The organism is uncultured Dysgonomonas sp., from assembly GCF_900079725.1.
Taxonomy (GTDB): domain Bacteria; phylum Bacteroidota; class Bacteroidia; order Bacteroidales; family Dysgonomonadaceae; genus Dysgonomonas.
Window position 1 is genome coordinate 3,566,389 of sequence record NZ_LT599032.1, and the last position, 13,944, is coordinate 3,580,332.

Consider the following 13,944-nt stretch of genomic DNA (forward strand, 5'->3'; position numbering starts at 1 on the left):
TAAATCTTATATCCTTATTTCTTCCACAGTTTTTCCATATCCTCCAAAGTCTTCCCCTTGGTTTCGGGCAGACGCTTCCATACAAACAATGCTGCAAGGATAGCCAATGCACCGTAAACCCAGTATGAGAATCCGTGATTGAACATACCGACCAATGTATCGTTCTTGTCCATGATAGGGAATGTCCACGAAATGAGGAAATTCGATACCCACTGTGCAGCTACGGCAATAGACATCACACTGGAGCGAACCGAGTTAGGGAATATCTCTGCCAGCATTACCCAGCATACAGGCCCCCATGACATAGCAAAGCCTGCTGTATAAGTGAGCATGAATACAAGTTTCAGACCACCCGGAAGTCCCTGAGAGAAGGATGTTCCCAAGCCCAGCATAGATACGGCCATCACTAAAGCGCCTGTTATCAGCAACGGTTTACGTCCGAATTTATCGACTGTCAGGATAGCCAATACGGTAAACGACAGATTGATAATACCTACAATAATAGTCTGCAACAATGCCGAGTCAGTGCCCGAACCCATACTCTTGAATATTTCAGGGGCGTAATATAGAACCACGTTGATACCTACAAACTGCTGGAATGCAGATAGTAAAACGCCTGTCATAATAATAAGGAAGCCGTATGACTTGATAGGGACGTATAGTGCTATAAGGAAACTCACAATCATGGATATTTCCAATGCACTGGAAACTCCCGCCAATGAAAGAGATATGATGCCGACAACAAACAATATGAGCCATGTCATCATAAACCGGTAGTAAGGCTTTAGGGATACAGGTTCTTCTTTATCGAAGCTATCCTGTATTTCCTTTATCTCAGTTTTTGCCATTACGCTGCCCACAAGCTTATTGAGGATACCCTCCGCTTGTTGTATACGTCCTTTCATTACCAGCCAACGCGGAGTTTCAGGAGCCATGAACAGCAACAAAAAGAAAATAGCAGATGGAATTGCCAATGAGGCAAACATATACCTCCAGCCTGTAGTATGCAACCACTCCGTATCGCCTTGTTTAGCAATGAAGTAATTGACAAAATATACGACAAGCATACCAAAGATGATGGCAAACTGATTAAGACCTACCAGACTTCCACGTTTATCAGGTGGAGCAATCTCGGCGATGTACATAGGTGATACCATTGAGGCTATACCTACTCCTATTCCGCCTATTATACGGTAAAATACAAAATGATATACAAAAGAGTGGTCACTTTCGCTAGGCATACGGAAACCGATTTCGGGCCATGCCGAACCGACAGCTGCCAATAAGAATAAAATAGCCGCAGCAAACAACGCTTTTCTACGGCCAAAAGTCTGACTTACCCAGCCAGCCATTGCTGCACCGAAGATACAACCTATCAGTGCGCTGCTTATTACAAACCCCTCCATTGCATTTGCTTCGTTGAGAGGCAATCCCATAGGGTCTATAAAAAAATGCCTCAGTGACTCCACAGTACCCGATATTACCGCCGTATCGTATCCGAATAGCAGCCCTCCGAGGGTAGCAATGAGCGTGAGTTTTATGGTATATGATTTACTTACTTCGTTATTCATTGGTTCTTTATTAGTTAACAAGTTGACAAGACACGAGATACAAGCCTTACTCGTTTACTTGTATCTCGTTTACTTGTATCTGTATTTTAAATATACATGTTTACAATAGCTTCATACAGTTCTTGCTTACCACTTATCTGTTGCGGTTCGCCAACTTTGTGAGCAATTGTGCGTAAATCTTCAAGAGTCAGTTTACCATCTTCGAATGCTTTACCATCTCCATTATCGAAAGACGCATAACGAGTCTGACGAAGTTTCTTATAATCAGATTTTTCAAGGATATCGGCAGCGATCAAAAGACCACGGGCAAATACATCCATTCCTGAAATGTGAGCGATGAACAGATCATCCCTGTCTGTTGAATTACGACGGATCTTAGCATCGAAGTTTACACCGCCATTGCCAAGACCTCCTGCCGGAAGTAATACCAACCAAGCCTGAGCCAGATCGTACAGGTCGATAGGGAACTGGTCTGTATCCCATCCGTTCTGATAGTCGCCACGGTTAGCATCGATACTACCCAAAAGCCCTGCATCGACGGCAGCCTGCAATTCGTGTTCGAATGTATGACCTGCCAGTGTAGCATGGTTAACCTCTATATTTACTTTGAAATCTTTATCCAAACCATAGTTACGGAGGAATCCTATAACAGTTTCAGTATCATAATCATACTGATGCTTAGTCGGCTCCATTGGCTTAGGTTCAATCAGGAATGTACCGGTAAAACCTTGTTTGCGGGCATAGTCGCGAGACATTGACAGGAAGCGTGCAAGGTGATCTTTTTCACGTTTCATATCTGTATTCAGCAAGCTCATATAACCTTCACGGCCACCCCAGAACACATAGTTAGAACCACCCAAAGCGATAGTAGCGTCGATTGCGTTTTTTACCTGAGTAGCTGCGCATGCAACAACATTAAAGTCAGGATTTGTAGAAGCTCCGTTCATATAACGCTCGTGGCTGAATACGTTAGCTGTACCCCACAGGAGTTTAATACCTGATGCCGCTTGTTTTTCTTTAGCAAAATCTACGATAGTTTGCAGATTCTTTTCATACTCAGTCCATGAATTGCCTGCATCGACCAAGTCTACATCGTGGAAGCAATAGTATGGTATTCCCATTTTAGTCATGAATTCGAAAGCAGCATCCATTTTATATTTGGCATTACTGATAGCATCATTGCCGATATTCCACGGATGGTGAATAGTTGCTCCGCCGAACGGATCACCGCCGTTAGCACACAATGTATGCCAGTAAGCCATAGCAAAGCGCATCCAGTCTTTCATGCTCTTGCCCATTACCACTTTATTTTCATCGTAGAAACGATAAGCTAACGGGTTTTTGCTTTCTTTTCCTTCAAATTTGATTTTTCCTATTCCCGGAAAGAATTCTTTTGTACCTTTTAAAATTTCCATAATTAAATTTGTTATTTAAAATGATTGATAATAATATTATAATTTACTTCTTTGCTTCTACCAGGAATGTGTTTATAGACTTCATCTTTATATCCACAGTCATCATCTGCTCATTCACCTTAATCTTCAAAATCTGATTGGCATCACCTTCATTCGCAGCTACCACCACAATCGAATTGTCAGGATTGAGAAATGCAAGCATGTTATCATAACTACCTGCGGTAGAAAGACGCTTTGCCCCCGGTTTTACAAAATGGCTGAACTGTTTCATCAGATAGTATTCAGGGTTGTATTTATATGTCTTATTCTCCTGATCTACTGAAATCAATGAGTTTTGTGGCCATTGCCAACGATTGTTCGCAGGGTCTTTATCAAGCGAGATATTCCAGTACATATAAGCGGATATACCATTATTGAAGTAATGCTTCATCAGGTTCCAGATATAGAAACATTGATCCCATGAATTCTTTCCGTCGCCACACTCGCTTTCGGTCTGCATCAGTTTCATATCAGGATATGTTTCGTGTATTTTGGCAATAGATTCTTTCCCGGCCCATTGGAACCCGATTTGGGAAATATATTGTCCACTCTTATTCTGCATGATGGTATCAACTAATAAGGCATTTCCTCTTTCCATAGTGCCAAACATCATATCCACTCCCATTTCTTTCATCTGCGGCCCCAGATAATCGCCTATAAATGTACTGAGCCCTGCGGCTGTCCATGTGCATGACGGAAATATCTGGCATGAATTAAATTCATTCTGAGGGGCGACCATGCCTATATTTATACCTTCATTCTTATATGCTTCTATAAATTTCTTGAAATATAGAGCATAGGCCTTGAAATATTCAGGCTCTTGAATAAACATATTTGTTCCTTCCAGATCCTGAGTAGGGCTTCCTTTCAGGTCATTTACTTTCGGGTTCGGCTTACATGCATAATGCTTATTATACTTCATCCACGAAGGCGGACACCAAGGAGATGCCCAGATTTTCACATCGGGGTTTATTTTTTGAGCAGCTTTTATGAAAGGTATCAGTGTTTCCTTGTCATTGTCGATAGAAAAGTTTTTCATTTCGAAATCCTTATCTGTTTCGTTGTACGAATACCAGTCCCGGGAAAAGTCATTCGCTCCCAAGGGCATACGGTTCAGGGTGAAATTCATCCCGTCCTCGCTGAACAGGTCTTTTATAACTGCGTCACGGTCTGCCTCGTTCAATGCTGACAGAGTGGTCCATCCCAGTTCATTGAAGCATCCGCCAAAACCATCTACGGTTTGCAGAGGTTTATCCGTCAATATTGTTACATCAACTTCAGCAGTTGCCTCTGTCATGGTTATTGAAAGATTTTCTACAAAACAGGAATCGGGTGTTGTACTCACCCATTTCACCTGCTGTGGTTGTGAACATGAACAAACTAAACCGACAAGTCCAATTATACACAATACTTTTTTCATAATTTCTGTTTCTAAGGTCGCAGACCTATTTATTACTTTGTTAAGTACAGATACAACAATCAGTTAGATTGAAATAATGTATTATTAAATGCTGTCTTTGACTTCATTAGTTAACTATTAAATATTATTTCGTCACAAGACTTTTCCAACGCTCATACGCTTCCCTGTATTCCGCCCTATGAGCTGTATCCGGCTCTATCACCGACAATTTCTCAAGCGAAGCAAAGGCTTCTTTATTAGATGCGTACAGTCCGATGCCGATACCTGCGCCTTTTGCGGCTCCGGCAGCGCCATCTGTATTATAGAGTTCTATTGTAGCACCGCTTACACTAGCCAATGTTTGAGCAAAAATCGGACTAAGGAACATATTGGCATATCCTGCTTTAATCGTGTGGATATTCATACCCATTTCGCGCATTATCTCCATTCCGTATTCGTATGAGAACACGATGCCTTCCTGAGCGGCACGGAGTACATCCTTCTTGTCATGTATATTGAAATTGATACCATGTATAGAACAGTTTACATCCTGATTTTCGAGTACACGCTCTGCTCCGTTACCAAATGGGATTATGCTTAATCCTTTGGCTCCGATAGGTGATTGGGCTACCAGATCATTCATATCTGCATACGAAAGTCCTTCCAATGCCAGATTGCGTTTCAGCCACGAATTGAGGATTCCTGTACCGTTGATACATAGTAGAACTCCAAGACGAGTCAGGTCAGTAGTATAATTTACATGCGCAAATGTATTTACACGAGACAGTTTATCATAATTGAGCTGATCCAAAACTCCGTATACAACCCCCGATGTACCGGCCGTAGATGCAATTTCACCCGGTTCGAATACGTTCAGAGACAGGGCATTGTTAGGCTGGTCGCCTGCACGGTACGAAACTGGAGTACCTTCTTTCAGTCCCAGTTCCTTTGCTGCCTCAGCCGACACATTGCCTTGTACACCGAATATCGGTTTTATCTCAGGGAAAAAGCTTTTTGGTATTCCATAATAGTTGAGTACATCTTCCGATAATGCATTTGTCTTGAAATCCCAGAAAATACCTTCCGACATACCTTCGATAGTTACCACAATATCTCCTGTAAGTTTCATGCCGATATAGTCGCCGGGAAGCATCAGTTTATCTATCTTTTCAAATACTTGCGGTTCGTTTTCTTTTACCCATGCCAGTTTAGATGCTGTAAAATTACCTGGAGAATTGAGCAGATGAGAAAGACATTTTTCTTCACCAATCGCTTTAAAAGCCTTTTCTCCATACGGCACGGCACGGCTATCGCACCAGATAATGGAAGGACGCAGTACATTCTTGTCCTTATCTACCAATACCAATCCATGCATCTGCCATGTAATACCTATTGCCTGAATATCTTCTCCTTTAGCTTCGGCTTTTTGCATCACCGATTGATGGGCCAGTTTGAGGTTTGTCCACCAGTTGGCAGGGTCTTGCTCTGCCCAACCTGATTTTACGGCTGTGATTTTCATTTCTTCTTTCGGGAAGAAGTCCGAAGCAACAATCTCGCCTGTATCTGCTTTTACCAAACAGGCTTTTACAGACGAACTGCCTATGTCGTAACCTAATAAATACATGTTTTTCAGTTATAAGTTTAAATTATGAATTATGAGCTATTTACTGTTGACTGCTAACTGCTAACGCTAGCTGCTAACTGTCAGATACTAGTCTTTCTTTTATTATATTCCTTCTTATCGAATTTATAGAAGCGGGCAGCCCGATGGGAAACATCTTTCTGCCGTTCTTCCAATGCCACAACATAAGGCATCGCGGCAACTTTTTTGTGAAAGTTGCGTATATCTATCGCTTTATTGTAGATAGCCTCATATAGTTTATGTAACTGGCTTATTGTAAATTTCTGAGGAAGTAATTCGAAAACAATTGCGGGATCGAACTCTATCCACTGACGTATCTCGGTGAGGGATTCTTTCACAATCTGATTGTGATCGAACGGCATTTGCGGCAACTTGTTGATAGGACACCACTCTGTCAGCTTATACTTCGATATGTTGTTGAGCTTCCGGTCCACCTTGCAAAGGGAGAGATAAGCTACGGTTATCAGCCTGTTTATATTGGGCTGATAGGCTACGTCGAGCCATTTCACATCGTTCGGATTCTTTGCGCGATCGGGTGAGGCAAAACAGCGGAACTGTTTTAATGACATGCGTTTGATCCCGGTCAATTCGAAGAGAACCCTGTGAGCGGCATCGTCTACATCTTCTTCGTTGTATATAAGGCTTCCGGGTAATTTCAGATCCTTCACCCCTTTTTTGTCAGCGCCACGCTGAACAAGGAGAATGTTTAGCTGATCGTCTTCAAAGCCAAAGACAACACAGTCTACTGATACATATGTATGGATAAAATTTGTTTTCATGGTATCTTAATCATAGAATGTGATACACGAAATTACGAATAATATTTTCATTTCAAAGGATTTTAAAATAAAATATTATTGTAAATAATTGTAATACTGGCATTTAAATATCGTGTGTTGTACAATAAGAATAACTAACATATTGTATCTTATACATTAAGTATTCTTTTGCACAAAAGGGGTTGCAAGTGACAATGCGACTTGTATATATATGTTAAAAAAAACAATAAGGTAAGCGTATTTTTTATTTAAATATTCATTGTATAGATATCCTTTGCGCATTCATATCCCTGTTCGTATAAAGAAGTCAGTTTATCCACATCTTTTTCGATACGGTCTACCAATATCGGTTCTTTCGGACGAATGACGAATATTTGCCCCTCTTCTTCCAGTTTATCAACCAAATTGAGCTGGGCATTATACAAGCTGTTCCGGTTGCTTAATGCCTCACGCATAGCCGGATATTTCCGATATATGAAAGATGGTACTTTTATATCCTTACCTTCCTTGCGATAGCCTTTGTTGCGGGTAAGCACGACTACGTTTTTGCTGTATCCTTGTTCCATTGCCCGGGCAACCGGCACGGAATCGCAGATACCGCCATCGAGCATCGGGATATCGTCTACATATGTGACAGGGCATAACAGAGGCAGGCTGCTTGAGGCCTTAACTATATCTATAACGCGTTCCTTATTGCTTTTTTCTTCGTAATATTCCGCTTTTCCCGTCAGGCAATTGGATGTCACCATTTCGAAACGGGCAGGAGAAGTGAAATAGGCTTCATAATCGTAGGGAATAATATTATCGGGGAACTCATGGAATAATAAGTCAAAATCCATGATATTGCGCTTCTTGATATAATGCTTGAATCCTATATATTTATATTTGGCCAGCAAGTCGATATTACTGTATTTGGCACGGCCCCGCTGTTTCGACATGTAAGACAGCCCGTTGCAAGCACCGGCAGATACCCCGATCGCATATGGAAACGTAATATCATTATCCATAAAATAGTCGAGCACACCACAAGTAAAAACTCCGCGCATACCGCCGCCTTCCAGTACTAGTCCTATATTCGTTGTGTCAGTCATCAGTTATAACATTGATATAATCTCTAAAATTACATATTTTTTCGGATAACAGAAAGGGAAAAGCCCTGCCCCCATCATTCATCCGGGGAGCAGAGCTTTTATATATAAAGAAAGAGTGTATATTTCTTATTTCTGGGACATAAGATAGGTGCTGTCGTTGTTGATATGTATCTGCTTTGTTGCAAGTAGTTCCCCTTCGGTGTCGTATATATGAACCAGCTGTTCCGAATGGCAAGACCAGGTATTCAATTTATCGTTCCACTCTGTATAGATAAGATTTATAATTTTTCCGTCACCATTACATTCATAGTCATATTTCTGGCTACCTATCCACCCGGCATTGCTATCCCATTTATAGAGAGTCTTTTTCTGAAGAAGTCCGTCCGGAGTATAATGATATATAGCCTTGTCTATTGGGCAACCCAATTTTGTATCGTACGAGATAAGTTCTTTAACGACTCCTGTTGCAGAGATTTCTTCATTGCTATAAACTCTTGTTTTAGGTTCACCTGCATAAAGACTTGTTACTGATAAAAAAGCTGTAAGGACTGAAGTTAAAATAATTGTTTTCATGATTGTATCTTTTATAGTTATTGTTATTTATTTCTTTTCGATTTTTAATCGTTTTCTATTAATATGACGCAACCGGCATGATAATAGTTACAGATTATTTCAATAAAATATTTCATTTAACAATATTTAAATCACTAATAATCAAATGTAATATACAATACATAATAAAATACATATAACAATACTATGTTATACATACTACATAAAATAAAAAATATATTCTGAACAGATAATCACCGGAAAATCAAAACCTTTGACAGCGTGTTCCCATAACTACCAAAGGTTGTGACTTCTCTTTATTATCATTTTATAGCAACTAATTCGCCTGCGGAGTTATAAGTATGAATGAATTCTTTGACATTAGCTGACCAGCTCTTTGATTTTTTGTTCCAGTCGGCACGAACTATTTTAGCCACCAGCCCATTATTGTTGTATTCGTAAGTATATTGCTGGAAGTTAATCCATCCGAAATCACTATCCCACCTGTAAATTGTCTTATTGAACAGCTTATCTGATTTGTCGTAACTGCAAACTTCTTTCTTGACAGCTTGCAGACCGCTGTTATCAAAATAAGTATATTCTTTCAATGTACCCCACTCTGTAGGTTCTACATTCGTAAATACTTTCGGTTCGGGTTCGCCTGCATATAGATTTGTTACAGAGAATAACACAGCTAATATAATAGAAAAAAATATCGTTTTCATGATTACACTCTTTTTGGGTTAAAATTTCCTTTTACTGAATTTTATAGAAGCGCTTTCTATTATATATGACGCATATAAAAGTGAAACGTTACAGCTTTTCGAAAAAAAACAAGGAAATCTTTTAAAAGAGGGAATTCAATCCGCGTTGCTTAATGTTTGATTGGGCATTTCATGAAAATAAATAAAACAAAAGCCTTTGAAATTCTGCTGTCAGAATCTCAAAGGCCTGAATAAGTTATATAATTGCCTAATATGCGCGTGCAAATACCACCCGCTGAGCCGATGGCTTACCTGTCACCATACACTTGCCCGGAGTCTTATCCCCTTCGAGTGGAATACAGCGGATTGTCGCCTTTGTTTCAGCTTTTACCTTTTCTTCTGTTTCGGCTGTTCCATCCCAATGGGCAAGGATGAAGACGCCTTCTTCTATCTTTTCTTTGAATTCATCATAAGAATCGACAGTGATGGTCTGTGCAGCCCTAAGGTCAAAGGCCTTTTTGTATATATTCGCCTGAATTTCATCGAGCAAATTTTTAATGTATATATCAAGGCCGTCGCACGACACTGTCTCCTTTGTCAATGTATCGCGGCGGGCAACTTCTACGGTATTGTTTTCCATATCGCGCGCACCCATTGCCAGACGTACAGGCACACCCTTCAATTCATATTCCGAAAATTTCCACCCCGGTTTCTTATTATCGGCATTGTCATATTTAACACTGATGCCTAAAGCTTTCAGAGACTTAACAATACTACCAACCTTTTCATTGATCAGAGCCAATTGCTCATCTCCTTTATAGATGGGAACAATTACAACCTGAAATGGCGCCAGCTTTGGAGGAAGCACCAGACCGTTATCGTCCGAATGCGCCATTATCAGAGCACCTATCAGACGGGTAGAAACTCCCCACGATGTAGCCCATACATAGTCCATCTTGCCTTCCTTATCAGCAAACCTCACATCGAAAGCTTTGGCGAAATTTTGGCCTAAAAAGTGTGATGTACCCGATTGCAAGGCTTTACCATCCTGCATCATAGCTTCGATAGTATATGTGTCGATAGCTCCCGCAAAGCGTTCGGACGCAGATTTTACCCCTTTAATAACAGGCATCGCCATATATTCTTCGGCAAATTGTGCATACACATTCAGCATCTGTATAGTTTCCGCCTCTGCTTCTTCTCTGGTTGCATGAGCGGTATGCCCTTCCTGCCAAAGAAATTCTGCTGTACGGAGAAACAGGCGTGTGCGCATTTCCCAACGGACAACATTTGCCCACTGGTTCACCAGAATAGGCAAATCACGATAAGACTGTATCCAGTTGCGGTAAGTATTCCATATAATAGTCTCTGATGTAGGACGTACAATCAGTTCCTCTTCCAGTTTTGCTTCAGGGTCTACAATTACACCCTTCCCGTCCGGATCGTTCTTCAGACGGTAATGAGTTACTACAGCACACTCTTTTGCAAAACCTTCCACGTGGTCGGCCTCTTTGCTAAGAAATGATTTGGGGATAAAAAGCGGGAAATAAGCATTCACATGCCCTGTTTCTTTAAACATATCGTCCAGTTGTCTCTGGATCTTTTCCCAAATAGCATAACCATATGGTTTGATCACCATACAACCACGCACTGCGGAGTTTTCCGCCAAGTCTGCTTTCAATACCAAATCGAGGTACCACTGACTGTAATCCTTACTTCTAGAAGTCAGTTCTTTTAGTTCTTTTGCCATATTTTATTGAATTTCTCAAAATCGCTACAAAGTTAACAAAAGGCATTAATTATACTATATGCAGTAAACAGATTTATCAAACTAATAGGTGAACTCATAATGCTTATGTGGGTGATAAGTCATCATTATATTACTTTATTATTATTCTTGTAGAGTTTAGAGAATTTGAAAACTTTATCTATATGTATAAGCTTTTAGCCATTAGCTGATAGCTATTAGTTCTTTGAAAGATTGAGGGCCCCTCCATTGACTACACTTCGTTCCGTCGAACGTTGTTTCTCCCCAAAGGGCAGGGCTGTTAAGTTCTCTACTTTGTTCTGTTATTTTCTGCTGTCATCCTGAGAGGAACGAAGGATCCCGACCCTGAAAAATGAGATGTTTCACTCCGTTCAACATGACACAGAGGGTAAAAAAATAGAACTTAACAGCCCTGCCCCAAAGGGAGGCTACAGAGAGGGTAAAAAGTAATAAGTTTTAAAAAGTTATATGAGATACGAGTAGACAAGACACGAGATACAAGTTGTTAACTGATGGCTGTTAACTGTAAAGTCACTTATGCGATAGCTAAAGCTAACGGCTAATAGCTATCAGCTAAAAGCTGAAACATGTGTTACCTTTGTTACCTTTTTGGTGTAACTGTAGGGGCGGAATATTTTCCGCCCGAAATCGAAAAAGGTCTGTGTGCGGAAAATATTCCGCCCCTACAAAAACCATAAAACCTGTTACCTTTGTTACCTTTTAACAGTTACAAGTAAACAGGATACGAGATACAAGATACGAGTAGACGAGATATAAGATGCAAGTTGCTGCCTGCGAGCTGACTATATGCTTCGCTCTGCTCAGCATGACAAGGAAATTATTAATTATTCATTCTTAATTATTAATTGTTTCATGTGTTACCTTTTTTTATATTAGCTTATTTACAGTCTTTATTTGAACGATTTTTCACCCCTGATTATGGGATATATTATAGATATTTGAACTTGAATTAAAACATCATTTTATTACGCGAATGAAAACCATGAAATCTAAATTTTTAATTTGTCTTTTTATTTCAGTTCTGTTTATACCCTCTTATGCTCAGGAGTACAAATCGGGAGCTGTGGAAAAAGACTATGTAGCTTATCTGTTTGCTTATTTTACAGGAAATAAGGTAGAAGAAGAGGCGATCCATTTTGCCATCAGTGCGGATGGATATAATTATAAATCGTTGAATGGCAATAAGCCGGTAATTGATTCCAAAATAATCAGTTCGACAGGAGGTGTCCGCGATCCGCATATATTGAGATGTGAGGATGGAAAGACCTTTTATATGGTGGTGACGGATATGACATCGTCGAAAGGCTGGGATTCGAACCGGGCAATGATCCTTTTGAAGTCGACGGATCTGGTAAACTGGTCGTCGAACATCGTAAATATTCAAAATAAATATACGGGACAGGAAGACCTGAAACGGGTATGGGCACCGCAAACCATTTATGATCCTGAAGCAAAGAAATATATGGTTTACTGGTCTATGAAGCATGGCGACGGACAGGATATTATATATTATGCCTATGCAAATGCAGGCTTTACCGATTTTGAGGGAGAACCGAAACAGTTGTTCTTTCCTGAGAACGGAAAGTCGTGTATAGACGGGGATATTATCCTGAAAGACGGTACTTTCTATATGTTTTACAAAACTGAAGGACACGGCAATGGTATAAAACTGGCTACGACCAACTCGCTGACTTCCGGCAAATGGGCGGAGCATGAAGGTTATAAGCAACAGACTACCGATGCAGTAGAAGGCTCAAGTGTGTTCAGGCTGATAAATACAGATACTTATATATTGATGTATGACGTATATATGAAAGGCAAATATCAGTTCTGTGAAAGTACTGATCTGGAGAATTTCAGTATTATAGACCATGAGATATCGATGGATTTCCATCCCCGCCATGGTTCGGTTATTCCTGTGACACGTCACGAACTAAAGGCATTGACTGCTAAATGGGGCATGCCGGAAGGTTTTCCCTCGATAGGAAATAATCCGGTGCTTACGGGCTACTATGCCGACCCTGATATTATATATTCTAACAAAACAAAGAAATACTATATCTATCCTACCAGCGACGGATTCGATGGCTGGGGTGGTTACTACTTTAAGACATTCTCTTCTGACAACCTGAAAGATTGGAAAGATGAAGGTGTAATACTCGACCTGAAAAAAGATGTTTCGTGGGCCAACAGGAATGCATGGGCTCCGTGTATTGAGGAGAAGAAGGTAGATGGTAAATATAAATATTACTATTATTTCACTGCCGCGCAGAAGATCGGGGTGGCTGTTGCCGATGATCCGGCAGGTCCGTTTGTAGATTCGGGTAAAGCATTGATCGATTTCAGGCCGGAAGGGGTGAAAGGCGGGCAGGAGATAGACCCCGATGTATTTACCGATCCGAAGACGGGCAAGAGTTATCTCTATTGGGGTAATGGATATATGGCTGTGGCAGAACTGAACAAAGATATGGTATCTGTAAAGAAGGAAACTGTTCAGGTACGCACCCCTGATAAGACATTCCGTGAGGCTATCTCGGTCTTTTATAGAAAGGGGACGTATTACTTCCTTTGGTCGGAAGACGATACCCGGAGCGAAAATTACCGGGTAAGGTATGGTACTTCCACATCACCTACAGGAGTTATCACTATCCCCGAAAATAATCTGATCCTGGCAAAAGATGCAGCTAAAGGTATTTATGGAACGGGTCATAATTCGGTACTGCAAATACCGGGAAAGGATGAGTGGTATATCGTATATCATCGTTTCAACCGTCCGAACGGGATAAAGATGGGCGATGCGGCAGGTTTTCACAGGGAAGTATGTATCGATAAAATGGAATTTAATGCGGACGGCAGTATCAAAGCGGTAGTCCCGACGTTATAAAATTTCAAGATTTGGCTTACGCCGATTTTTAAGTCAAGTTTTAAGATTTCAAAATAATGAAAATCAATGACTTGAAATT

10 protein-coding genes are annotated in these 13,944 nt (G+C 40.6%); 1 reads left to right on the top strand and 9 read right to left on the bottom strand.

Annotation, left to right across the window (positions count from 1 at the left end):
- Positions 1 to 14: 14 nt before the first annotated feature.
- The 9 genes from xylE to proS all read right to left on the bottom strand — a co-directional run bounded on the left by xylE (position 15) and on the right by proS (position 10,942).
- Complete coding sequence (gene xylE, locus QZL88_RS15015; protein WP_296942389.1) at positions 15 to 1,571, bottom strand: D-xylose transporter XylE; 1,557 nt, start codon at positions 1,569 to 1,571, stop codon at positions 15 to 17.
- A gap of 86 nt (positions 1,572 to 1,657) precedes the next feature.
- Entirely contained in the window at positions 1,658 to 2,986 is a 1,329-nt protein-coding gene (xylA, locus tag QZL88_RS15020) for a xylose isomerase (RefSeq protein ID WP_296942391.1), read from the bottom strand.
- Between the two features lie 43 nt (positions 2,987 to 3,029).
- Positions 3,030 to 4,445 (bottom strand): glycoside hydrolase family 30 protein, encoded by a 1,416-nt coding sequence (locus tag QZL88_RS15025; protein ID WP_296942393.1) that lies wholly within the window; start codon positions 4,443 to 4,445, stop codon positions 3,030 to 3,032.
- 124 nt (positions 4,446 to 4,569) lie between these two features.
- Positions 4,570 to 6,048: an FGGY family carbohydrate kinase gene (locus QZL88_RS15030; RefSeq protein WP_296942396.1), complete on the bottom strand. Its 1,479-nt coding sequence runs from the start codon at positions 6,046 to 6,048 to the stop codon at positions 4,570 to 4,572.
- Positions 6,049 to 6,128: 80 nt separating this feature from the next.
- On the bottom strand, positions 6,129 to 6,845 hold the full coding sequence (locus tag QZL88_RS15035) for an NUDIX domain-containing protein (RefSeq protein WP_296942398.1): 717 nt from the start codon (positions 6,843 to 6,845) through the stop codon (positions 6,129 to 6,131).
- 248 nt (positions 6,846 to 7,093) lie between these two features.
- The gene (locus QZL88_RS15040) at positions 7,094 to 7,936 is read right to left on the bottom strand and encodes a patatin family protein (protein WP_296942400.1); all 843 of its coding nucleotides are present in this window, start codon (positions 7,934 to 7,936) and stop codon (positions 7,094 to 7,096) included.
- Positions 7,937 to 8,062: 126 nt separating this feature from the next.
- Positions 8,063 to 8,509: a DUF3836 domain-containing protein gene (locus QZL88_RS15045; RefSeq protein WP_296942402.1), complete on the bottom strand. Its 447-nt coding sequence runs from the start codon at positions 8,507 to 8,509 to the stop codon at positions 8,063 to 8,065.
- A 302-nt stretch (positions 8,510 to 8,811) separates the two neighbouring features.
- Positions 8,812 to 9,216: a DUF3836 domain-containing protein gene (locus QZL88_RS15050; protein ID WP_296945091.1), complete on the bottom strand. Its 405-nt coding sequence runs from the start codon at positions 9,214 to 9,216 to the stop codon at positions 8,812 to 8,814.
- 244 nt (positions 9,217 to 9,460) lie between these two features.
- Positions 9,461 to 10,942 carry a proline--tRNA ligase gene (gene proS, locus QZL88_RS15055; RefSeq protein WP_296942404.1) on the bottom strand — a complete coding sequence of 494 codons (1,482 nt, stop codon included), beginning with the start codon at positions 10,940 to 10,942 and terminating at the stop codon, positions 9,461 to 9,463.
- Between the two features lie 1,021 nt (positions 10,943 to 11,963).
- Here proS and QZL88_RS15060 point away from each other — a divergent pair.
- On the top strand, positions 11,964 to 13,865 hold the full coding sequence (locus QZL88_RS15060; protein WP_296942406.1) for a family 43 glycosylhydrolase: 1,902 nt from the start codon (positions 11,964 to 11,966) through the stop codon (positions 13,863 to 13,865).
- Positions 13,866 to 13,944: the final 79 nt, after the last annotated feature.

What these genes read in the sequence shown, in the direction of transcription:
- xylE (WP_296942389.1), bottom strand. Translation starts at nt 1,571, where the DNA reads ATGAATAACGAAGTAAGTAAATCATATACCATAAAACTCACGCTCATT.
- xylA (WP_296942391.1), bottom strand. Translation starts at nt 2,986, where the DNA reads ATGGAAATTTTAAAAGGTACAAAAGAATTCTTTCCGGGAATAGGAAAA.
- QZL88_RS15025 (WP_296942393.1), bottom strand. Translation starts at nt 4,445, where the DNA reads ATGAAAAAAGTATTGTGTATAATTGGACTTGTCGGTTTAGTTTGTTCA.
- QZL88_RS15030 (WP_296942396.1), bottom strand. Translation starts at nt 6,048, where the DNA reads ATGTATTTATTAGGTTACGACATAGGCAGTTCGTCTGTAAAAGCCTGT.
- QZL88_RS15035 (WP_296942398.1), bottom strand. Translation starts at nt 6,845, where the DNA reads ATGAAAACAAATTTTATCCATACATATGTATCAGTAGACTGTGTTGTC.
- QZL88_RS15040 (WP_296942400.1), bottom strand. Translation starts at nt 7,936, where the DNA reads ATGACTGACACAACGAATATAGGACTAGTACTGGAAGGCGGCGGTATG.
- QZL88_RS15045 (WP_296942402.1), bottom strand. Translation starts at nt 8,509, where the DNA reads ATGAAAACAATTATTTTAACTTCAGTCCTTACAGCTTTTTTATCAGTA.
- proS (WP_296942404.1), bottom strand. Translation starts at nt 10,942, where the DNA reads ATGGCAAAAGAACTAAAAGAACTGACTTCTAGAAGTAAGGATTACAGT.
- QZL88_RS15060 (WP_296942406.1), top strand. Translation starts at nt 11,964, where the DNA reads ATGAAATCTAAATTTTTAATTTGTCTTTTTATTTCAGTTCTGTTTATA.